Origin of the sequence: Micromonospora sp. NPDC049102 (assembly GCF_043197485.1) — a bacterium.
Classification (GTDB): domain Bacteria; phylum Actinomycetota; class Actinomycetes; order Mycobacteriales; family Micromonosporaceae; genus Micromonospora.
This window is the reverse complement of sequence record NZ_JBICTE010000018.1, coordinates 24,855-43,885: the sequence shown is the minus strand read 5'-3', so window position 1 is coordinate 43,885 and position 19,031 is coordinate 24,855. Positions and strand designations below refer to the sequence as shown.

At 72.0% G+C, this 19,031-nt stretch carries 17 protein-coding genes; 5 read left to right on the top strand and 12 right to left on the bottom strand.

What is annotated here, in order from left to right:
• Window positions 1–38: 38 nt before the first annotated feature.
• The 6 genes from ACGFH9_RS18500 to ACGFH9_RS18475 all read right to left on the bottom strand — a co-directional run bounded on the left by ACGFH9_RS18500 (window position 39) and on the right by ACGFH9_RS18475 (window position 4,480).
• Complete coding sequence (locus ACGFH9_RS18500; RefSeq protein WP_393220587.1) at window positions 39–962, bottom strand: NBR1-Ig-like domain-containing protein; 924 nt, start codon at window positions 960–962, stop codon at window positions 39–41.
• Between the two features lie 118 nt (window positions 963–1,080).
• Window positions 1,081–1,659, bottom strand: coding sequence for a dihydrofolate reductase family protein (locus ACGFH9_RS18495; RefSeq protein WP_393220584.1), 579 nt, complete (start codon window positions 1,657–1,659; stop codon window positions 1,081–1,083).
• Window positions 1,656–2,855, bottom strand: a complete 1,200-nt coding sequence (locus ACGFH9_RS18490; protein WP_393220581.1) for an RNA polymerase sigma factor — start codon at window positions 2,853–2,855, stop codon at window positions 1,656–1,658. The genes ACGFH9_RS18495 and ACGFH9_RS18490 overlap by 4 nt, the downstream gene beginning before the upstream one ends.
• A 20-nt stretch (window positions 2,856–2,875) precedes the next feature.
• Window positions 2,876–3,229 (bottom strand): YciI family protein, encoded by a 354-nt coding sequence (locus tag ACGFH9_RS18485; RefSeq protein WP_393220578.1) that lies wholly within the window; start codon window positions 3,227–3,229, stop codon window positions 2,876–2,878.
• Window positions 3,230–3,305: 76 nt separating this feature from the next.
• Window positions 3,306–3,686 carry a DUF6069 family protein gene (locus ACGFH9_RS18480; RefSeq protein WP_393220576.1) on the bottom strand — a complete coding sequence of 127 codons (381 nt, stop codon included), beginning with the start codon at window positions 3,684–3,686 and terminating at the stop codon, window positions 3,306–3,308.
• Window positions 3,687–3,838: 152 nt separating this feature from the next.
• Entirely contained in the window at window positions 3,839–4,480 is a 642-nt protein-coding gene (locus ACGFH9_RS18475; protein WP_393220573.1) for a TMEM175 family protein, read from the bottom strand.
• Between the two features lie 268 nt (window positions 4,481–4,748).
• Between ACGFH9_RS18475 and ACGFH9_RS18470 the strand changes: the two genes are divergently transcribed.
• Both ACGFH9_RS18470 and ACGFH9_RS18465 read left to right on the top strand, forming a co-directional pair.
• Window positions 4,749–6,287, top strand: a complete 1,539-nt coding sequence (locus tag ACGFH9_RS18470) for a DUF1996 domain-containing protein (RefSeq protein ID WP_393220571.1) — start codon at window positions 4,749–4,751, stop codon at window positions 6,285–6,287.
• 175 nt (window positions 6,288–6,462) lie between these two features.
• Window positions 6,463–7,548: a hypothetical protein gene (locus ACGFH9_RS18465; RefSeq protein ID WP_393220568.1), complete on the top strand. Its 1,086-nt coding sequence runs from the start codon at window positions 6,463–6,465 to the stop codon at window positions 7,546–7,548.
• A gap of 69 nt (window positions 7,549–7,617) precedes the next feature.
• Here ACGFH9_RS18465 and ACGFH9_RS18460 read toward each other — a convergent pair whose 3' ends face one another.
• Window positions 7,618–9,213, bottom strand: coding sequence for a hypothetical protein (locus ACGFH9_RS18460; RefSeq protein ID WP_393220566.1), 1,596 nt, complete (start codon window positions 9,211–9,213; stop codon window positions 7,618–7,620).
• A gap of 273 nt (window positions 9,214–9,486) precedes the next feature.
• On the bottom strand, window positions 9,487–9,651 hold the full coding sequence (locus tag ACGFH9_RS18455; protein ID WP_393220563.1) for a hypothetical protein: 165 nt from the start codon (window positions 9,649–9,651) through the stop codon (window positions 9,487–9,489).
• A gap of 264 nt (window positions 9,652–9,915) precedes the next feature.
• On the opposite strand from ACGFH9_RS18455, the gene ACGFH9_RS18450 reads away from it, so the two are divergent.
• The 3 genes from ACGFH9_RS18450 (at window position 9,916) to ACGFH9_RS18440 (ending at window position 12,596) form a co-directional block, all read left to right on the top strand.
• The gene (locus tag ACGFH9_RS18450; protein ID WP_393220561.1) at window positions 9,916–11,082 is read left to right on the top strand and encodes a hypothetical protein; all 1,167 of its coding nucleotides are present in this window, start codon (window positions 9,916–9,918) and stop codon (window positions 11,080–11,082) included.
• 203 nt (window positions 11,083–11,285) lie between these two features.
• The gene (locus ACGFH9_RS18445) at window positions 11,286–11,891 is read left to right on the top strand and encodes a response regulator transcription factor (RefSeq protein WP_393220558.1); all 606 of its coding nucleotides are present in this window, start codon (window positions 11,286–11,288) and stop codon (window positions 11,889–11,891) included.
• Window positions 11,892–12,011: 120 nt separating this feature from the next.
• A complete protein-coding gene (locus tag ACGFH9_RS18440; RefSeq protein ID WP_393220556.1) occupies window positions 12,012–12,596 on the top strand; it encodes a response regulator transcription factor in 585 nt (194 codons plus the stop codon).
• Between the two features lie 10 nt (window positions 12,597–12,606).
• Here ACGFH9_RS18440 and ACGFH9_RS18435 read toward each other — a convergent pair whose 3' ends face one another.
• The 4 genes from ACGFH9_RS18435 to lanKC all read right to left on the bottom strand — a co-directional run bounded on the left by ACGFH9_RS18435 (window position 12,607) and on the right by lanKC (window position 18,872).
• The gene (locus tag ACGFH9_RS18435) at window positions 12,607–14,367 is read right to left on the bottom strand and encodes an ATP-binding cassette domain-containing protein (RefSeq protein ID WP_393220554.1); all 1,761 of its coding nucleotides are present in this window, start codon (window positions 14,365–14,367) and stop codon (window positions 12,607–12,609) included.
• Window positions 14,364–16,094 (bottom strand): ABC transporter ATP-binding protein, encoded by a 1,731-nt coding sequence (locus tag ACGFH9_RS18430; protein ID WP_393220550.1) that lies wholly within the window; start codon window positions 16,092–16,094, stop codon window positions 14,364–14,366. The genes ACGFH9_RS18435 and ACGFH9_RS18430 overlap by 4 nt, the downstream gene beginning before the upstream one ends.
• A gap of 76 nt (window positions 16,095–16,170) precedes the next feature.
• Window positions 16,171–16,290 carry a SapB/AmfS family lanthipeptide gene (locus ACGFH9_RS18425; protein WP_013734295.1) on the bottom strand — a complete coding sequence of 40 codons (120 nt, stop codon included), beginning with the start codon at window positions 16,288–16,290 and terminating at the stop codon, window positions 16,171–16,173.
• A gap of 5 nt (window positions 16,291–16,295) precedes the next feature.
• A complete protein-coding gene (gene lanKC, locus ACGFH9_RS18420; RefSeq protein ID WP_393220547.1) occupies window positions 16,296–18,872 on the bottom strand; it encodes a class III lanthionine synthetase LanKC in 2,577 nt (858 codons plus the stop codon).
• Window positions 18,873–19,031 lie beyond the last annotated feature (159 nt).

Genomic DNA, 19,031 nt, shown 5'->3' with positions numbered 1-19,031 from the left:
CTTGGCTCGACGCCCGTGTCCGACATCGCGACCTGACCTCAGGCGGTCACGGTGACCATGAAGTACACCGGCCGTCGGGTCGGGAAGTACTCCCGGCCAGCCTCGTCGACCATCTTCCAACTGACCCAGCACTTGCCAGGGAGGCTCGGCGCGGTGACCCGAACACGGATCATCACCTGTTCGCCGGGCGGCGTGTCACCGATCGGCACCCGATCCGGTGTGCGGCAGCCGGCACCGTCGGCGGTGGGCTCCATCCGCGCCAGGTACCGGTTGTGCCACTCGACCTCTCCCACGTTGGCGAGCGCCCACACCTTGTCGAACTGGGCGTTCACCTTCACCTTGGTGCCGTCGGGGATGGTGACGTCGGCGACGAACCTGCTCGAGTCGCCGGGGATCAGGGAGTCCGAGAATGCCGTCGTGGACGGCGACGTGGTCGGTGACGCCGTCGGTGTGCCGGAGCCGCCCGAGCCCGACCGGCCACGAACGGTCACGCCCAGGACGACGGCCACCGCCACCACCAGCACCACCACTGCGGCGTTGAGCCACAGCAGACGCCGCCGCCGCGGACCCACGACGTCATCGCCGGCCCGCGGGTCCTCCACGGCCTGCGACACGCCCTGCTCCTTCGGCGCGGACGCGGCGACGACCGGCACGGGGTCATCGCCTCCGCCGGGCCGGACGACCGTCCCCGTGCGCTGCGCGTCCTCCCATCGGCGCCGCCACAGGGCCTCGTCCGCCTCGCACGCTCGGACGAACTCCCGCGTGGTCTCCCACGAGGGAAAACGGGTCCCGGCGGCGGCCTCGTGCAGCGTCGTGTGCGAGATCCGTCCTGACCGCCCCGCCATCTTGCGGAAGGACGGGTTCCCCGCCGTGCTGCGCAGTGCTCTCAACTGCTCGGCGAACCTCTCAGCGGCGGCCCGTCCGTCCTGACTCGACTCCGCGGCGGCACGCTGGTCCCTCATCAGTCCCCCATGTCAGACGGCTCCGTCAGACGTTGTCAGAACGTGTCAGAGGCTACCGAATGAGCCACGGCAAGCACCGATGTGATGCACCGCGCCACCGCCGCGTGGTGGGGAGGACTCAGGTGTGCCGGGTCGGTCGGTAGAGGAGTTCCTGGGTCCGACCGTCGAGCGTGCGGCTCTCGACCAGCTCCAGGTCGAAGTCCGCAGCCCCGTGGAAGATCGACTCCGTCCCGGTCTGACCGGTGACCACCGGGAAGAGGGTCACCTGGACGAGGTCGACCAGGCCGGCGGCCATCAGTGCCCGGTTCATCGACAGGCTGCCGTGCGACCGCAGGGGCACCTCGGACTCCTTCTTGAGCCCGGCGACGACGTCGACGGCGTCACCGCGTACGAGGGTCGCGTCCGGCCAGTCGAGCGGTCCCTGAAGGGTGTTCGACACGACAGTGGCCGGGAGGTTCGTCATCCGGGTGACCCAGGCGTCCCGGACGTCGGACTCCTCGGTGCTGTCGGCAAGCATCTGCCCGAACAGCTCGAACGTCCGCGCGCCGAAGACCATGCGGTGGTCCTCGCCGTACGTGGCGAGGCGATGCTGAAGCAACTCCGGGCCCTGCTTGCCCCAGTAGCCACCCCAGTCGCCGGTGGTGCTGCCGAAGCCGTCGAGGCTCATGAAGACGTCGAAGGTGTAGGTCGCGGTCACGATTGTCTCCTCGTGTGGGTGAGTTCGCTCCGGCGCGCCGTCAGGAAGGCGCGTTCGGTGTCGTTGCCGGTCAGTACGATGGCCTCGTCGTAGGCGGCGCGGGCCTGCGCGTCGCGTCCGAGTCGGGCCAGCAGCTCGGCACGAGTGGCGGGCAGCCGGTGGTAGCCGGGAAGGTCGATCGCCTCGACCGCGGCGAGGGCGGCCTCGGGGCCGTGCACCTCGGCCACCGCGACCGCCCGGTTGAGCGCCACGACGGGGGTCGGCGTGTGCGCGAGGAGCTGGTCGTACAGTGCCAGGACCTGCCGCCAGTCGGTGGCCGCGCCGTCGGTGTGCACAGCGCCGATCGCGGCCTGGATCTGGTACGGACCGGGCTGGTTGCGCCGCAGACACCGCCGGACCAGTTCGTGCCCCTCGGCGATGAGATCCCGGTTCCACAGTGAGCGGTCCTGGTCGGCGAGGAGCACCAGGTCGCCGGTCGGACCGAGGCGGGCCGGGCGCCGCGCCTCGGTCAGCAGCAGCAGGGCGAGCAGGCCCAGGACCTCCGGCTCGTCCGGCATCAACGCGGCCAGCTCGCGAGCGAGCCGGATCGCCTCGGCACACAGGTCGGTCCTGATCAACGGCCCCGAGGTGGACGCGTAGCCCTCGTTGAACATCAGGTAGAGCACGGTGAGCACGGGCGGCAGTCGATCCGGCAGCTCGTGGTCGGCGGGTACCCGGTACGGGATGGCGGCGTCCCGGATCTTCTTCTTGGCGCGCACGATCCGCTGGGCGATGGTCGTCTCCCGGAGCAGGTAGGCCCGGGCGATCTCCGGGACCTCGAGACCACCGAGCAGACGCAGCGTGAGGACCGTTCGCGTCTCCGGGGCGAGCGCCGGGTGGCAGCAGGTGAAGATGAGTCGTAGCTGGTCGTCCTTCACTGGTCCCACCTCCTGGGGCGCGTCCTGTTGTTGGAGTAGGAGGGCCTGGGCGTGCCGGGCCTCGCGGGTCGATTCCCGCCGAAGCCGGTCGATGGCCCGGTTGCGTGCGGTCGTCACGATCCAGGCGCCCGGGTTCGGCGGCGGCGTCTGCCACTTCTGCACCGCCGTGGTGAAGGCGTCCTGGACCGCCTCCTCGGCGAGGTTGATGTCACCGAGGACGCGGGTCAGGGTGGCGACGCAGCGGCCGTACTCCGCGCGGTAGATGCCCGCCAGGTCCATGTCGGTCGACCGGCTCGTGGTCAGGCCTGGGACAGGTCGCCGAAGGGGCGCACCTCGACAGGTCCACAGGCCGCCGCGCACTTCTCGGCCCAGGCGAGCGCCTCGTCCAGGTCCGTGCACTTGATGATCCAGAAGCCGGCGAGGTGTTCCTTCGTCTCCGCGAAGGGCCCGTCGCTCATGGTCGTGGCGCCGTTCTCGATCCGGACGACCGTGGCACTGTCCGGCGACACGAGGCCCCCGGCGAAGACCCAGACGCCCGCGGCCTGCATCTCGTCGTTGATCCGGCCGGTCTCGGCGAACATGGTCTCCGTCTCCTCGTCCGACATGGCGGGAGCGCCCTCGACGACGTGCACGGACAGCAGATACTGCTTCATGACGATCCTTTCGGTAGTTCGGCGGCGGGATGGTCGGTGACGGTTCAGGCGGCCAGGCGGCGCGCGACAGCGGGAATCACGATCGCGGCCGCGACCAGGTGGGTGAGATCAACAGCGCCCTGGTGGCCGTGTCGGCGTCGGCGATCACGTCCGGCACCAGGGACAGGACCGTCAGCACCACAGTCGTACGGACGAACGCACGACGGGGGCGTCGCGCGAATCGGGACAGCAGCGCGGCGAGGACGACGCCGACCAGCGAGAAGGCGGTCGTCAGCACGCCGAACCCGGCGACCGGGATCGGGGCACCGCTCACGTCGAGACTGATTCCTGCCGTGCGACCTGCGGCGGCGACGGCCATGGTGGCGGCGCTCGCGGCGACCGTGGCGACGACACCGGCCCCGATCAGCGCGCCGAAGGCCGACGCGGTGGTGCGGGTGGTGTTCGCAGTGGTGGTCATCATGCCCTCCGGCGGGTGTGTGCCCGTCTCGATGCCGGGCTCTCACCCTGGCTACGAACAGAGCCGGTCCCGATCGACAGCCGCACCCACATTATTTTGGCGGCCTCGTCGCCGGTGTACGCCGAGCCGGTCCGCGGGTTCTCGGGTCCGGTTCAGCCGGGGCGGTGAGCGCTCTCGCCGTCCTCGCCGCGGATGGGCAGGTAGTAGGCGGGCAGGAAGGCCGCGATGATGACGACGCCCGCGATCGGCACGAACGCGCCGACGAGGACGCCGGAGCCGATCCAGGCCAGCGCGAGCGCGAATCGGCGACCGATGGCCCGGACGCCGAGGGGGCCGAGGTCGGGGTCCAGCAGCCGCGCCCGGCGAAGACGGGCCCAGATGACGTTGAACAGGGCCGCGGCCGCCCACAGCGTGGTGCCGTAGACGACGACCGCCGTGCGCAGTCCCTGCTCCGCGCGGAGCGCGTCGGCGAGCAGCGACGTGGAGAACGGCAGGAACGCGATGACCATCAGAAGCAGCGTGTTGAGGAACAGGACCTGACGGTCGACGTGCCGGACACGGTCGAACATGACGTGGTGGTTGACCCAGACCTGCCCGACCAGTAGAAAGCTCAACGCGTACGCCAGGTACGACGGCCACAACGCCCCGAGGCCCCGCAGGAGGTGCCCGAAGTCCCTCGGCGGTTGGATCTCCAGCACGAGGAGCGTGACGGCGATGGCGAAGACGGCGTCGCTGAAGGCCACCAGCCGACCCGGCTGGCGCGTGAGCCGGGGACCGCCCGTCCTCGAAGGCATGCCCCCAGTATTCGACGCGAACACGATTCGTAACCGGAGAATTCGTCATTACCGAATCGGGACGCCAGGCGACCCCCGGTCGACGGATTTAATACAAACTTAAGGCTGCGCGGGCCAAAAAATTGTTATCCGAAGTCGGAACGGCGGCTACCAGGAGACTTGCCCACCACCCTCCTTAATTCTTTTTCCGTACGTTGCCGCAAGCTCTGGACGTGCACATAATTCAGTCGACAGGAGCGTTGTCGCCGACTCGAAGGAATCACTGGTAATGCGGACTCCCCCCGCGCACGTCGCACCGCCGGACCGGGCGCGAAAGCGCCGCCGCCTCGCCCGCATCACGCTCGCCTCCGCGGTCGCCGCCGCCCTGGCCGGCAGCGGCATCTACATCGCCGGCGCCCAGGCCGAAGAGGTCGCCGTGCCGGGCCGCATCCAGGCGGAGGGCTTCGCGGCGCAGTCCGGCGCGCAGACCGAGAGCACCGGCGACGCCGACGGCGGCAAGAACGTCGGCTGGCTCGGCAACGCAGACTGGCTGCGCTACGACGGCGTGTCGATCACCGGAGCCGACCTGAAGGCCCGGGTCGCCGCGAACAACACCGACGGCGGCGCCGTCGAGCTGCGCCTCGGTACGCAGACCGGCACCCTGCTGGCCAGCTTCCCGATCGCCCACACCGGCGGCTGGCAGAAGTGGACGACGGTGACCGCCACGGCGACCAGCGTGCCGTCCGGTCCGCAGACCGTCTTCGCCGTCATGAAGAGCACCTCCCGGTCGGACTTCGTGAACCTGAACTGGTTCACGTTCGGCTCCGGGACGGCCACGACGCCGAACACGTCGCCCACTCCGAACGCCAGCCCGACCCCGGGCGCGCCGGGGACGCCGGGGACGCCGGGGACGCCGGCCACCCCGGGCACGCCGACCACCCCGGGCACGCCGACCACCCCGGGTACGCCGCCGGCGGCCGGTTGGGTGCCGGTCGACCAGGCCCGGTGGAACCAGGAACTGGCGGCCTTCAACGCGATCAAGCCGAAGCCGGTGACGCCGGGGACCACCCGCGTCCCCGAGTTCCACACCGACTGCGAGTTCGCCAACTCGGCTCCGGACGACCCGATCGTCGTCCCCGGCCTGCCGGGCGCCTCGCACATGCACACCTTCTTCGGCCCGAAGGTCGACGCGTTCACCACGACCGACCAGCTGCTGTCCTCCAAGACCACCTGCAACGCCCCCGGTGACCTGAGCGCCTACTGGACGCCGGAACTGCGCAAGGACGGCAAGCCCGTAGCGATGAAGAGCTTCCGGGTCTACTACGGCTCGCGGGTCAAGGACCCGTCCACCGTCAAGCCGTTCCCGCCGGGCCTGCGGATGGTCGAGGGCGACGCCAAGAAGCAGGTCGACACCCCGAAGAACGCCGGCGGCAACCAGTTCTGGTGCGCTGGCAGCGCCGAGACCGGCCGCAGTGCCGACGGCAACTGGCCGGTCTGCGCCCCGGGCGGCAACCTCATCTTCCAGCTCGTCTTCAAGGACTGCTGGGACGGCAAGAACATCGACTCCCCCGACCACAAGTCGCACATGGGCGACCCGGTCAACGGCGTCTGCACCGGCAAGTACCCGGTGGCGGTGCCGGACCTGTCCTTCATGGTCAACTACCAGTCGCTGGGCGGGGACGGCCTCAGCCTCTCCTCCGGCAAGCCGTCCTCCATGCACGGTGACTTCATGAACGCCTGGGACCCGGCCCACCTCGGCCCCCTGGTGAAGTCCTGCCTGAACCAGAACGCCAAGTGCGGCACCGAGGTGACCTTCGCCGGCGGCTGACCCCACCGGCACCACACCGACGGACGGCCCTCACGCTCGATCGTGGGGGCCGTCCGGCATTGGCGGGCGGCCGGTGGCCGACACCCGACACCGCAGCGCGTAGTAGCCGACTGTCACCGAGGCATCACCAACCGCACACTCCTCTCCGACACGTCCCTGTCGAATGGAGGAACACATGCGTCTCCGCTCGTTCGTCACCGCCGCGCTGGCCGCCGTCCTGGCCGCCAGCGCACTCGCGCCACCGGCGCCGGCCGCCGCGGCCACCGCCGACCGCTGGGGATTCGCGTACGTCAAGGACCCCACCGTCACGGTCTGGACCGTGCTGGACACCAGCCGGCAGTGGGGTAGCTGGAAGACGGCATTCCCGGCCGCCTGGGCCGACGGCGTCAAGCTCGCGCCCGGCCGGTTCCAGGTCCGTTTCCCGCAGGTGGGCGCCGGTGCGCGCGGCGTGCCGCACGTGACCCCGGTCAACCGGACCGGGCACTACTGCGAGGTGGTCCGCTGGTTCCAGTCCGGCGTCGACGAGGTCGTCGACGTGCAGTGCCACCGACCCGGCGGCACACGTGAGGACACCCCGTTCACCGTGCTCTGGACGACCAGCTCGGGCGCGCTGCCGGTCGGCAATTCGCACGCGTACGTGCAGTGGGCCAGCGGGGCGGTGGCGCAGTGGTACAACTCGACGGGGGTGGTGAACACGGCCGGACCGGTGGGCGTCGGGCAGTACCTGGTGCGGCTGCCCGGCGTCGGGCTGGCCGGCGTGCTCGCCGGCAACGTGCAGGTCACCGCCGTACAGCCGAACGCCGGACCCCGCCGCTGCAAGGTCTACTCGTGGAGCGCGGTCGGGACCGACGTGCAGGTCTACGTCTTCTGCTACGACCAGGCCGGCGCGTTCGTCAACACCGACTTCGCCCTCTCGTACCACCGTCGCCGGCCGGTGATCGGTTCCCTGGGCCCGCCGTCGTACTTCGGTTACCTGGGCACCGCGGTGGGCGGGCCCACCAACGACAACTCGGTGCTCGGCGTCGGCGCGAACACCGTGGCGGCGCTGGTGCCCGCCGGCCGCTATCTGGCGACCTTTCCGCAGGTCGGCCTCAAGGAGACGCACGCCCAGGTGGTGGCGCAGGGCGCCGGCAGCAACTACTGCCACCTCACCCAGGCGTGGACGTACACCACGAACGCCGACGTGGACGTGATCTGCTTCGACAACACCGGCGCGGTCACCCCGCACCGCTTCCTGGCCACCTTCACCTCCCGGCTCTGACCGCACGCGGCGAGTCCCGCCCACGGTCCGATTCTGTCGGACCGTGGGCGGGACCGGGTGCCGCGGTGGTCAGCCGAAGCAGTTGGGTACGGGTGGTGCGCTGGGCGTGCAGTTGGTGGGTCGGTTGCCGCTGACGACGGACTTGTCATCCACGGACACCTGGCCACCGTCGTTGAAGACCCCACCCGGCGCCACGACGGAGACGTTCTCCGTCACCGTGGATTCGGTGAGGGTGAGGGTGGCGTTGTTGTAGATTCCGCCGCCGCGTGAGTTGGTGCCGAAGGCCTTGTTGCGGCTGACGAGGGTGTGCCGCAGCACGACCACACCGCTGCCGTTGTAGACACCGCCGCCGTTCTCGATGGTGCTTCTCGTGCTGGCGGCGTTCTCACTGATCTGGCTGTCCTCGGCGACGAACCGGCCGATCTGGTTGAAGACGCCGCCGCCGCGTTGGCCGGCGTCGTTCCGGAAGATCTTGCCGTGCTGGAGCTGGAAGATGCCGTCGGTGAAGATGCCGCCGCCCTCGCTGCCGGTCGTGTTCTCGCTGACCTCGATGTTCCTGGCCGTGGTGGTGGCGTTGATGCCGGTGCGGATGCCACCGCCCCGGAAACCGGCGCTGTTGTGGTGCACGCGGACGTCGTCGAGCACCGCGGTGCGGGAGTTCGACAGACCACCGCCCGCGCCACCGATCGGCAGGATGTTGACGACTCCGATCGTGCTGTTGTCGCTGAGGCTGGTGTTCTTCACGGTGAGGTTGCCGTTGTTGAAGACACCCCCACCGTCGAACAGGGCGCCGTTGTCGCTGATCCGGCTCTCGTCGTCCCCGTACCGGTCCCGGTCCTTGCCGTCCTTCTCCTTGCCGTCCTGGCCCTTGTCACCCTTGTCCTTGCCACCGTGATCGCTGCGGCCGAGGATCCGGGTGTCGCCGAAGTTGGCGACCCCGCCACCGGGGCCGTTGGTGTGGTTGAAGACCACGTCGATGTTCTCCAGGGTTGCCCGGCCGCCGACGTCGACGCGGATGCCGCCACCTCCGCCGCCGAGCCCACTCGTGTCGTCGCCGCCCTTGATGGTGGCGTCGCGGAGCTTCAGGTCACCGCCGGTCCCCACCTCGAGAATCCGGAACGGGGTGGCGGCGGCAGCGCGGACGATAGTGGCCCCGTTTCCGTCGATCGTGATCGGCTGGGTGACGATCGGCAGGCCGACGGGGCCGTGGGGCACGGGTGGCTGGGGGGCCGACGCGGTGAGCGTGTAGGTGCACCCCTTGGCGAGTCGGAGTGTCGCCCCGTGCCCGGCGTTCGCGCGGACGATCGCCGCGATCAGCTCGTTGGCACCGCACGGCACGTCCCAGGCGTCCCGACCGCCTCCGCTCCAGTCGTCATCGCCGTGCTCCTTGTCGCCCCCGCGCTCCTTGTCGCGACCGCCCGGATCGTGCTTGCCGCTGTCGTCGTCCGCCGCCCGACTGCTGCCGGCGAGGACCTGTTTCCCGAGCAGTCCTCCGCCCGCTCCGAGCGCTCCGGTCAGGCCTCCGGGCACGCCGACGGCCGCCAGACCGGCGACCCCGGTCAGTCCGGCCACCCCGGCGACGAGCCAGCGGGCCCTGCGCCTCCTCGGCGGACGTGGCTGGTCTGCCGCCGCATCGCTGACGTTCGGCTGTCGATGGTTGGACATGTCTGGCCCTTCTCCGTACGCCGTGTCTCTGCACGCCAGAATCGGCGCAGACAGCGACAAATCGGTTGTCGCGCCCACAGGGAAACGTAGTAGAGCCGAACTCACATCAACCGCTCTTACGCGAATAAGTCCTACATTCGGTACACGAGGTCCGTATCGGCCGTAAGCGAGGGCAGGGCTAGGCCCGCCCATGACCGGGGCGATCCCACTCGCCCCATGGCCTGACCACGGCTCAGGCGAGGCGACGACTCTCAGCCGAGCTTGCGGCCCACGTCACTGAGCTGGCTGCTCCAGTTCAGCGCGGATCTGGCCGAACAGAGCAACGGCCGGGTCGACGACCGTGCCGGAAACCGCGCTGATCAGGATGATCCGCTGATGCGCCGCCAACGTCTCCGGAACATCGCGGGCGCTCCGCCTGGCCACCAATCCGTCGTTCATGAACCGACCCCTCGCTCACCGTGGTGCTGGCAAATCCCGCTCATCCTGCCGGCGATGCGGTGGTGGCGGGGGCGTTTGCCGCAGAAGTCACCGCCTTCGCGCGTGGACGGTCGGCTGGCCGGCGGTGCTGCCCCCGGCGCTCGCCGCGACGGCCGATCGCGGTCGGCGCGGACAATTCACGGCCAAACACATCAGCTGATGCACATACGTGAGGGCATCGCTACTATGGGTCAGCAATCCAGACGGAGAGGGGGTCGTGCCCGCGTGCCAAGTCCCGTCAACGGAACCGCGCCGACGTCAGTGCCGGGCCGATCCACGCTGCCCGACGCCGACCGACTACGCCGGCTCATCCGTCGCCTGGCGCTGGTCGCGGCCGCCGTCGGTGGCGGTGTCCTCCTGGCCCTGCTGTTCCAGGGCCCGGCCAGGGCCGACGGGGCGCGCAGCGGTGCCGGCGAGGAGTTGCACCGGCAGATCGGCGCCCTGATGGAGCCGGTCCGGCGGGTCACGGTCACCGAACGCCCATACCAGGACCCTCGACGCGACACCCGAGCCGACGACCGCCGATCCGACGGACGTCGCATCCCGCTCACCGGCGCGGTCGTCGGTGCCGTCGGCGCGCGTGACGTACCGCCTCCGAGCGACTCCCGACGGCCCCCGACCGCCGGTCGAGTGGCCGTGCCGCCGCTGCGGCTGAGCGTCCCGGCCGAGGCCACACGGCACGCACGGCTACGGCCTCCTGCGCCGGCACGTGCGACCCACCGTCCCGCTCAACGCGCCCGGGCGCCCCGCGTGGCCGCCGACTCCACACGTCGGCCGAGCGCCACCGCGCCCGGCCACCCGGGGCTGATCGGTCCGATCGCCTCGCCTGCGGTGACCGGCCCGCTGACCGCCGGACTACGGCCCGCCGTCGGCATCGTGCGCGTGCTGCCGATCGAACCCGTCCGCACGGCGCTCCTGCGTGTTGTCCACGTCGTCCTTCCGCTCGCCCTCGGCGAGGTGATCGCGCCGGCGTGGCGCTCGCCGATCGCTCCCCCGCTCGGGCCCGCCGCCGCGCCGGTGCCCATCCCGCCGCCCGCGCCAGCCCCACCGACGCCGCCGCCCGGTCTGGCGCTGTCGCCCGTCTGCGCCCCGACGGCGCCGTCACCGGCCGCGCCACCGCCCAGACCCGCGCCCGTGGGCACGCGTCCGACGGCCCCGCCGGCTCACCTCGTCGCACACCCCGCGCCGCCGCCCGTCGACGCGTACCCGCCGGGTCAACCCGTCGGGCCGGTCGATTCGGACGCCGCCGGTGTCGACGAGGGCTCTGCGCCCGCGCCGGGTCTGATCCGGCCGGCTCACCGGCAGTCACACCCCGGCATCGCCGCGCTCTGCCACCTCGTGCCGCTCTCCGTCGAGAGCCGAACTCCGTCTGGGATCGCCCGCCCGGGCTGAGGCCGGCCGCCGACCTCCGGGCTGCTCGCCCGCGCGGTCGGTCCCACCCCGCTGGCCTGGTCGATGGTGCCCGCGCCCGCGCGCCCTGACGGCGTGGTGGGCCCATGGCCGTCCGACTTTTCGCGCACGACAATCCAGGCCGACCCGTGGACACACCGGGTTCGGTGACCGTCGTGACGTGCACCTGAGATCGGAGAAACACGGTGATCCACGTTGTTGTCGCCGAGGATATGGGTTTGCTGCGCGGGGCGCTCTGCGCCGCGCTCTCCCGTGAGGAGGACATGAAGGTGGTCGCCGACGTCGAGGGCGTCGGCGAGCTGTTGACGGCGGTCCGCCGGTGCAGACCCCAGGTGGTGGTGCTGGCGCTTGATCCGGAGCTGCCCGACCCGGTGGAGATGGTCTCCCGGATCAACGTCGAGGCACCGCACGCCGCCGTGTTGGCGATGAGCCCTCGGTGGAACCCGGCGCTGGTCGAGGCGGCGCTGGCTGCCGGTGCGCGCGGTCTGGTCGGCAAGGACAACTCACTGGTGGAGTTGGTGCGGTCGATCCGCGCGCTCGCTGCTGGCGAGCGGGCCATCGATCCGACCGCCGCCGTGGCGGTGCTCAGTCCCCCGGAGATGCCGTTGACGCCTCGGGAGATGCACGTGCTGCGGATGGCGGCCGAAGGGCTGCCACTGAAGGAGATCGCCGGCCGCCTCTTCCTGGCCCACGGGACGGTGCGTAATCACCTGTCGGCGATCCTGCGCAAGGTCGGAGCCCGCAACCGGCTGGAGGCGGTGTGGCACGCCCGGCGCAACGGCTGGTTGTAGGCGTCTCGGGGCGGGTCCCTCAGCGGGGTGCGGACCCGCCCCGTCGCCGTGCGACCCCGGAGGATGCGTGTTTGAATATTGACGTTGAGTGATCGTTATCCATGCGCGGGAAGGTTCCTCGTGATCCGTACCCTGCTCGCTCTGGACGGGGCCCTGATGCTGGGGGCGCTCTCCTTCGTCCTCGCCGCAGAGGAGGACATCCGCGTCGTGGCGGAGGTGGATCGCGGCGACGCGGTACCGGCGGCCGTCCACGCCCAGCGCCCGGACGTGGTGGTGGCCGACCTCGACCTCGTCGAGGCGGCAGCTTCCGGCCGGCTGGGCCTGTGCCCCGTCCTGATGCTTGTCCACCCGCAGCAGGCCCGGCGACTGCGGGGCATGCTCAGCCCCGGCCGCACGGTCGGCGTCCTGCGCAACGACGCCGCACCCCAGCGGGTCGTCGACGGCATCCGACGACTCGCGCGCCGAGAACCCGTCGTGGACGCGGACCTCGTCGTCGCGGCCCTGCACTCGGACGACCCGCTGAGCGAACGCGAGCGGGAGGTGCTGACGTTGACGGCGGCGGGGGCGCCGGTCGCCGAGGTCGCGGCGGCGTTGGGGCTCAGCCGGGGCACCGTCCGCAACCACCTCGGTCGGATCGCCCGCAAGGTGGGTGCGCGCACCCGGGTGGAGGCCGTACGGATGGCCGGCGAGGCGGGGTGGATCTGAGCGACGGGTCTCAGCCCTGCCGCTCCACCGTCCGGGACGGGGTCATCGGCTCGTCCCAACAGCCGACGAGCGTCCGGTAGGTCGCGGAGCGGTCGAGCAACTGCTCGTGCGTCCCCTCGACGGGCACGTCGCCGTCGAGGACCAGCACCCGGCCGGCACGCAGGGCCGAACTGATCCGGTGGGCGATCACGACGAGGCTGCCGGGTCGCCGGGCGAAGGCGTCCTCGACCGTCGCCTCCCGTGCCGGGTCGAGGTGGCAGGTCGCCTCGTCGAGGAGCACCAGCGGGGCAGGCGCGAGCCAGACCCGGACCGCCGCGACGAGCTGCCGCTCACCGGCGGAGAGCAGGGCCGGTACGACCGGCGCGTCCAGGCCGCCCAGCCTGGTCGCCAGGGGACGCGCACCGAGCGCGTCGAGGGCGACCTCAAGGGTGTCGTCGTCGGCGTCGGGCCGCAGGTAGCGCAGGTTGTCGGCGAGTGTGCCGGTGAAGACGTACGCCTCCTGGGGCAGCATCACCCGCAGCCGGGCCAGGACGGCCGGCGCAGCGGCGGCGACCGGAGTGCCGGCCAGATGGACGGTGCCCTGCTGCGGCGGCACCAGACCGGCCAGCAGGGCGGCCAACGTGGACTTGCCGGCGCCACTGGGCCCCACGACGGCCAGGTGTTCGCCGTCGTGCAGGCTCAGCGAGAAGTTCCGCAGGACGGGCCGGGCGTTCGGGCCGTACCGGAAGGTCAGTCCCCGGACCTCGGCGGCCGGTGCCCCGCCGACCGACCTGGTCGGCGGGCGCGGGCCAGGGGTCTCCCCGGCGGACGGTGGCAGGTGGGGATAGACGCGCAGGATGTTCTCCAGGGTGACGGCATAGCGCAACCCGCCGCCGCCGAGGCCCTGCACGAGGGTGTGCAGGGCGGGTTGCAGCCCGGTGGACACATAGATCAGCGCCCCCAGGATCGCGCCCGCCGTCATGCCGCGGTCGACCAGCCACGGGGCGGCCACGAGCAGCACCACCAGCGGGGACCAGCCGCCGATACCGAGGCTGAGGCTGCGGATCACCGCCATCCGCGCGAGGGTGCGCTCGGCGGCGGCCTGCGCCGACACCCGCAGTTCCACCTCGGACGTCACGCGCGCCTGCGCGCCGCAGGCGAGCACGTCGCGGTGAGCGGCCAGCGCCGTCGCCGCCGACTGGCCCAACCGCTCGCCCGCGCGGACGTACGCCCGCTGGTGCGTGACCATCGCCGGCAGTGCGGCGAGGAACACGACCAGGCCGGCGACCAGCGGCGCGGCGGCCAGCGCCGCCGCCACCGGCGCGAGGGCGAGGAGGCCGAGCAGAGCCGCGCCCGCGGAGAAGAGAAAGCCGCGCGTCACCATCAGCAGACCGGCGAAGGTGTCCCGGACGATCTCCATCTGGTGGGTCAGCCGCGTCATCGCCGCGCTGTCCGGGCGCCCACCGGCACGGGTGGCGTCGCGCAGCGCGCCCCGCACCACCTGGGCGGCCACCTCGTCGCGGAACGGCTCAACCACCGCGCCGAGGCTCCGGTACGTCCGCCCGGTCGCCGCCGCGCCGACCAGCACGGTCACGGCGAGGACCCCCAACCACGCAAGGCCGTCGACCAGGCGCCCGGCCAGGAAGCCGTCGTCGACGGCACGGGCGACCAGCAGACCCGCGAGCAGCGCGGGCAGCGCCTCGACGAGCGACCACCCGCAGAGCCGGGCGAGGTCACGCTGGCGGGCCCGCAGCGCCCGCCAGGTCACCCCGCGTACGGTCAGCGGCTTCACGACCCACCGCCGGCCGGCGCGAAGACAGCCCGGTAGTCCGGGTCGGCCCAGAGTCGCCGGTGCGGTGCCAGGCCACGCAGCCGACCGCCGTCCAGCCAGGCGACGAGGTCGGCGCGTGCCGCGGCCGCCGTCCGGTGGGTGACCACCAGTCGGGTCCGCTCGCCGGCGCGCCCGACGACCGCCTCGGTGATCCGGTGTTCGGTGGCGGTGTCCAGGCTGGACGTGGCGTCGTCCAGGATGAGCAGCCGCTCGGCGGCGAATGCCCGGGCCAGGCCGAGGCGTTGCGTCTCACCACCGGAGAGCGGTGTGTCGGCCAGCGGGGTCCGGTACCCCTCGGGCAGGCGGTCGATCACGTCGTCGATCGCCGCACTGCGCGCCGCCAGCAGGACCGCCGGCGTGGCCGGACGCCCGTCGGCAGGTGGTGGTGTCGCGGACGCGGCCGGCATCGCCAGGCCGATCGCTTCGTGGACGGTGGCGCCGATCAGCACCGGCTGGTCGAACGCGTAGCCGACGGCTCGGCGTAACGCCGACGCGTCGAGGTCACGCAGCGGTACACCGTCGAGGCGCACCTCACCGCGGTCCGGGTCGTGCAGTCGACCGGCCACGGCCGCCAGTGTCGACTTGCCGGCGCCGGACGCTCCGACGACGGCGACTGTCGCGCCCGCCGGTACGTCCAGGTCGATGCCGTCCAGGACGGCTCTGCCGTCGTCGCCGTACACGCACACCCCGCGCAGTCGCAGCGCGCCGCCGCCGGGGGGAAGGGGCCGGTCGCCCGTCGCGGTGGCGGGCTCGCGCAGCGGCTCGGCCACCCGGTGTGCCCCCGCACGGCTGCGTACCAGGTGGTTGAGCGTGGCGAGGACCGCACCGAGGCCGGCACCCATGGCCGCGTACCGGACGGCGGCGACCAGTTCGCCGGGCGTGAGCCAGCCCGCCGTCAGGGCGTACCCGCCGACCGCTACGACGCTCAGGTGCAGCAGTGGCGCGACGGCGGAGGTGCGGGCGCTCGCCCTGGCCAACAGGTCCCAGGTGCGTCGGCCGTGCCGACCCAGCTCCGGCAGGGCCGCCAGCACCCGGTTCTCCTCGCGGCGCAGCGTGGCGGCGGCGGCGATGGTCCGTGCCCCGGTCAGCGACTCCAGCAGCCGGCCGGCGATGACGCCGAGCACCCGTTGGTACCCGGCGGTCGCGGTCGAGGCGTCGGCCACGAAGGCACGCATGAGCACGGCGAGCAGGACGAGGCCGGCGAGCAGGGTGATGCCCAGGACCGGCTCCAGGATGGCGAGCGCGACGACGCTACCGAGGGGCGGCAGCACCGCCACGACGGTCAGGACCACGGCGTTGCCGGCCTGTCCCGCGTCGGCGGCCTGGCCGACCAGGCGGCCGACGAGATCACCCACCGGGTACCGACGGGTGGCACGGACGTCCAGCGCGAACAGGTGGCGCAGCAGATGGCGGCGTAGCCCGGCGGTGGCGCGTGCCGCACCGAATCCGCTGGTCAGATCCGTCAGGGCGTCGACGCAGACGAGGGCGGCGACCAGGCCGCAGGCGGACACCGCCCACCAGATCGAGCCGCCGGTGAGGGCGACGTCGACGGCGTGGCCCAGGGCCGCGGGAAGCAACAGTTCGGCGGCCGCGCCCAGTAGTGCGACCGCCGCGAGGCCGGCCGTCCAGCCTCCGCCGGCAAGGACCGTCCGCCGCAGCAGCCGGTCCCCCGCGTCGAACGTCGACATCGGTCCTCCCGGTGCTACGCGGTCGCCCTGGGTGGGCACGTCTACCCACCCAGGGCGATCACGTTGTCGCGACGGATCAGTTGCAGGTCGTGACGGAGAGCGAGCTGTCGCCGCAGAGCAGCAGGCTCGCCCGGCTACCGCCACCCGTGCGGTCGGCCGGAGCCATCTCCAGGCCCTGGAGGTCCAGAAGCGCCATGTCGTTCACCTCCCTTCCATTCCTTCGTCGATCCGGTCGCCCCCGCTGTCGCGGGGGAGTCTCTGCGCGCCCGGCAGGGGCGCGAGGAAGGGCAGCACCGGCGGGTCGTCCTGCCGCGCGCAGGTCAGCGCGTACAGCACGCCGGCGGTGCCGGTGCCGAAGTCCATGGAGAGCCGGAGCAACTGCTCACCGGGGAACGCGGTCCCCTCCTGGTACGGCAACGCGTGCCAGGCCAGCCGGTCCACCTGCGCGGCGAGTTCCCGGCGGTCGCCGTCGTGGACCGAGGCCGCGAGGTAGGCGATGATGCCGGCCCGGCCGGCGAAGAGCCCGGACTGCGCGTAGAACGGTGAGCGTGCCGCGCGGCGAATCCCGGCGCTGGCTTCGGTGAACCGGTCGTCGTCGCGGTGGCGCAGGTACGCGTCGAGGACCAGTCCGATACCGACGCTGCCCTGTGCCAGGTACGGCATGGTCCGCCAGCCCTCGTTGACCTCCAGGGCACCGTCCGGGCGCAGCACGCACCGGCGCAGATCCTGGCGCAGCGCCGTGGCGGCGTGCTCCAACAGGTCCTCGTCACCGCTGAGTTCGTAGAGCCGCAGCAGCATCAACGCCGGCCCGGTCCGGCCGCGCAGCAGCCCGGCGTACGGGTTCCGACCCCCGCTGACATCCGGGCCGGGGTCGTCGGCCAGCTGCCCGATCACCCGTTCGGCGGCTCGCCACGCGGCGTCGCGCAACGACACCTCCCCGGTGCGGGCGGCCAGCTCGGCCAGGTTGAGCGCGATCCCGGACAGCCCGCTCGCCAGGCTGTGGTCGAGCCCGTCGAGGGGCTCACGCAGGCAGATGTCGAGCACGTCCAGCGCGTCCTGGCGACGTCCGAGGCGGTCGAGGACGTGGGCGACGCCGTGCAGCCCGTCGTAGAAGCCGCAGCGGGTACCGGACGGGGGCGCGGTCGCCCGTCGTACCAGCCAGTCCTCGTGCTCGGGCCAGCGTCCGGCGCCGCTCGTGTGCAGCGCGTACAACACTCCCGACGCGCCGTGCGCGAGGTTGAGGCCGCCGCTGCGGAACTGCTCGATGTCGCCGGGGAAGAGCCGGTCGTCGCGCGTCGGGGTGGCACTGGCCAGGATGGCCGTCGCCAGCTTCTCCCGCGTGACGGGCGCGTGGTGCAGGTCCGCGACCTGCGGGCCGCCGGTGATCTCCGCGACCGCGGCGTCGAGGAAGGACCTCGGCACCGGGAAGTTGGCGGCGATGACGTCGGCCAGGTGCGCCGCCTTCGCCGGGGCGAGCCGCACCAGCTGGGTCAGTGGCAGGAACAGCGCCAACCGCAGGCACGCCAGGGCGTACCTGTCGACAGCCGGCCCGGTGCGGTCCCGCGGCGCGGCGAAACCCTGGTTGCGCAGCCCGGGGCGGCGGTGCCCGTCGATCGGGGCGGTCACCTCGAAGTCGACGAGGGCGACCCGGTCGTCCGGGCGGATCATGATGTTGAACAGGTGCAGATCCCCGTAGACCAGACCGCGTTCGTGGATCGCCGCGATGAGGGTCTCGACCTGCTCGTGGACGTGTCGGGCCCAGCGGGCGTACGCCGCCCGGTCGTCGTCCGTCGCGTCGGCGTCGATCAGCGGGTACCTGTCGACGAGCACCTTGTTCAACGGTCGACCCTCGATGAACTCGAGCGCGAGGAACCGGTGCTCCCCCAGGTCGAACTCGTCGTGCACCCGTGGCACCTGCGGCAGGTCGGCGAGCTGTCGCAGGGCGTCGGCCTCCCGGGCCAGCCGGGCGACGGCGTCGGTGCCGTCGGCGTCCAGGCCGGCGTGCGGACGGGCCTCCTTGAGTACCACCTCGGTGTCGGTGCGCAGGTCCCGGCCCACGTACAGTCCACCGCCGTTGGAGAAGTGGATGACCCGTTCGATCCGGTAGGGCACCTGGTCAGTGCTGGTGTCGCCGCGGGCCGCCAGGTGCGGGCCGAGGAAGTCGGGCAGGGTGACCCACGCCGGTACGTGGAAGACGGGATCGCGGCGGTCCGGCACCAGCGTGCCGGAGTCGTCCTCGATCGCCGGCACGACCTGGCCGTCGGGCGAGTGGCAGTAGCGGGCCGCGAAGCCGCCGTAGCGCACGTGGACCGGGCCGGCGCCGTAGCGCAGGTCGCTCAGGATGTACGGCCCGGACTCGCCGGTCAGCAGCTCGTCGAGCTCCTTGCAGACCAGCTCCAGTTCCGCGTCGTCGTGCGGGTAGACGGTGATGAACTTGCCGCTGGCCGCCCGGGAGGCGTACTTGGAGTTGCGCAGCAGCAGCGTGCGGGGCCCGCGGAGGAACTTGAAGGACAGGCCCCGGGGGACGCAGTAGTCCCAGACCGCGTCGAGCACCCGCTCGGCGTTCTCCAGCCCCGCCGACACGTGGATCTTCCAGCCCTGCTGCGGGAGCGAGCCGCCGTCCGGCGCGTAGATCAGCCAGTCGTCGAGCGGCTCGCGTCGCCAACCGGTCGGGATCGGGCGCTCGGCGGCCGGAAAGACGGGCTGCGCGACGGCGCTGCCGAGCGAGTCGTAGAAGAGGCGATCCGCGGCGCAGTAGCTGTCGTAGCGTTCGTCCACTGTCCCGCCACCTCTCGAATCCGGCCGGCTGCTGTCTTCCGGCGTTGCATCGAGTCTCATCGACGGGCTTGGGTGGGCTCCAGTGCGCTTAGTCACCGGCTCCGGTGCGAGGTGCACGCGAACTCGTGACATTAGTCAGGCACTGCGGAGGTTTGAAAA

Excerpts from the sequence above, each read along its gene's own strand:
- ACGFH9_RS18500 (WP_393220587.1), bottom strand. The coding sequence starts at position 962 with ATGAGGGACCAGCGTGCCGCCGCGGAGTCGAGTCAGGACGGACGGGCC.
- ACGFH9_RS18490 (WP_393220581.1), bottom strand. The coding sequence starts at position 2,855 with ATGGACCTGGCGGGCATCTACCGCGCGGAGTACGGCCGCTGCGTCGCC.
- ACGFH9_RS18485 (WP_393220578.1), bottom strand. The coding sequence starts at position 3,229 with ATGAAGCAGTATCTGCTGTCCGTGCACGTCGTCGAGGGCGCTCCCGCC.
- ACGFH9_RS18480 (WP_393220576.1), bottom strand. The coding sequence starts at position 3,686 with ATGACCACCACTGCGAACACCACCCGCACCACCGCGTCGGCCTTCGGC.
- ACGFH9_RS18475 (WP_393220573.1), bottom strand. The coding sequence starts at position 4,480 with ATGCCTTCGAGGACGGGCGGTCCCCGGCTCACGCGCCAGCCGGGTCGG.
- ACGFH9_RS18470 (WP_393220571.1), top strand. The coding sequence starts at position 4,749 with ATGCGGACTCCCCCCGCGCACGTCGCACCGCCGGACCGGGCGCGAAAG.
- ACGFH9_RS18465 (WP_393220568.1), top strand. The coding sequence starts at position 6,463 with ATGCGTCTCCGCTCGTTCGTCACCGCCGCGCTGGCCGCCGTCCTGGCC.
- ACGFH9_RS18460 (WP_393220566.1), bottom strand. The coding sequence starts at position 9,213 with ATGTCCAACCATCGACAGCCGAACGTCAGCGATGCGGCGGCAGACCAG.
- ACGFH9_RS18455 (WP_393220563.1), bottom strand. The coding sequence starts at position 9,651 with ATGAACGACGGATTGGTGGCCAGGCGGAGCGCCCGCGATGTTCCGGAG.
- ACGFH9_RS18430 (WP_393220550.1), bottom strand. The coding sequence starts at position 16,094 with ATGTCGACGTTCGACGCGGGGGACCGGCTGCTGCGGCGGACGGTCCTT.
- ACGFH9_RS18425 (WP_013734295.1), bottom strand. The coding sequence starts at position 16,290 with ATGGCGCTTCTGGACCTCCAGGGCCTGGAGATGGCTCCGGCCGACCGC.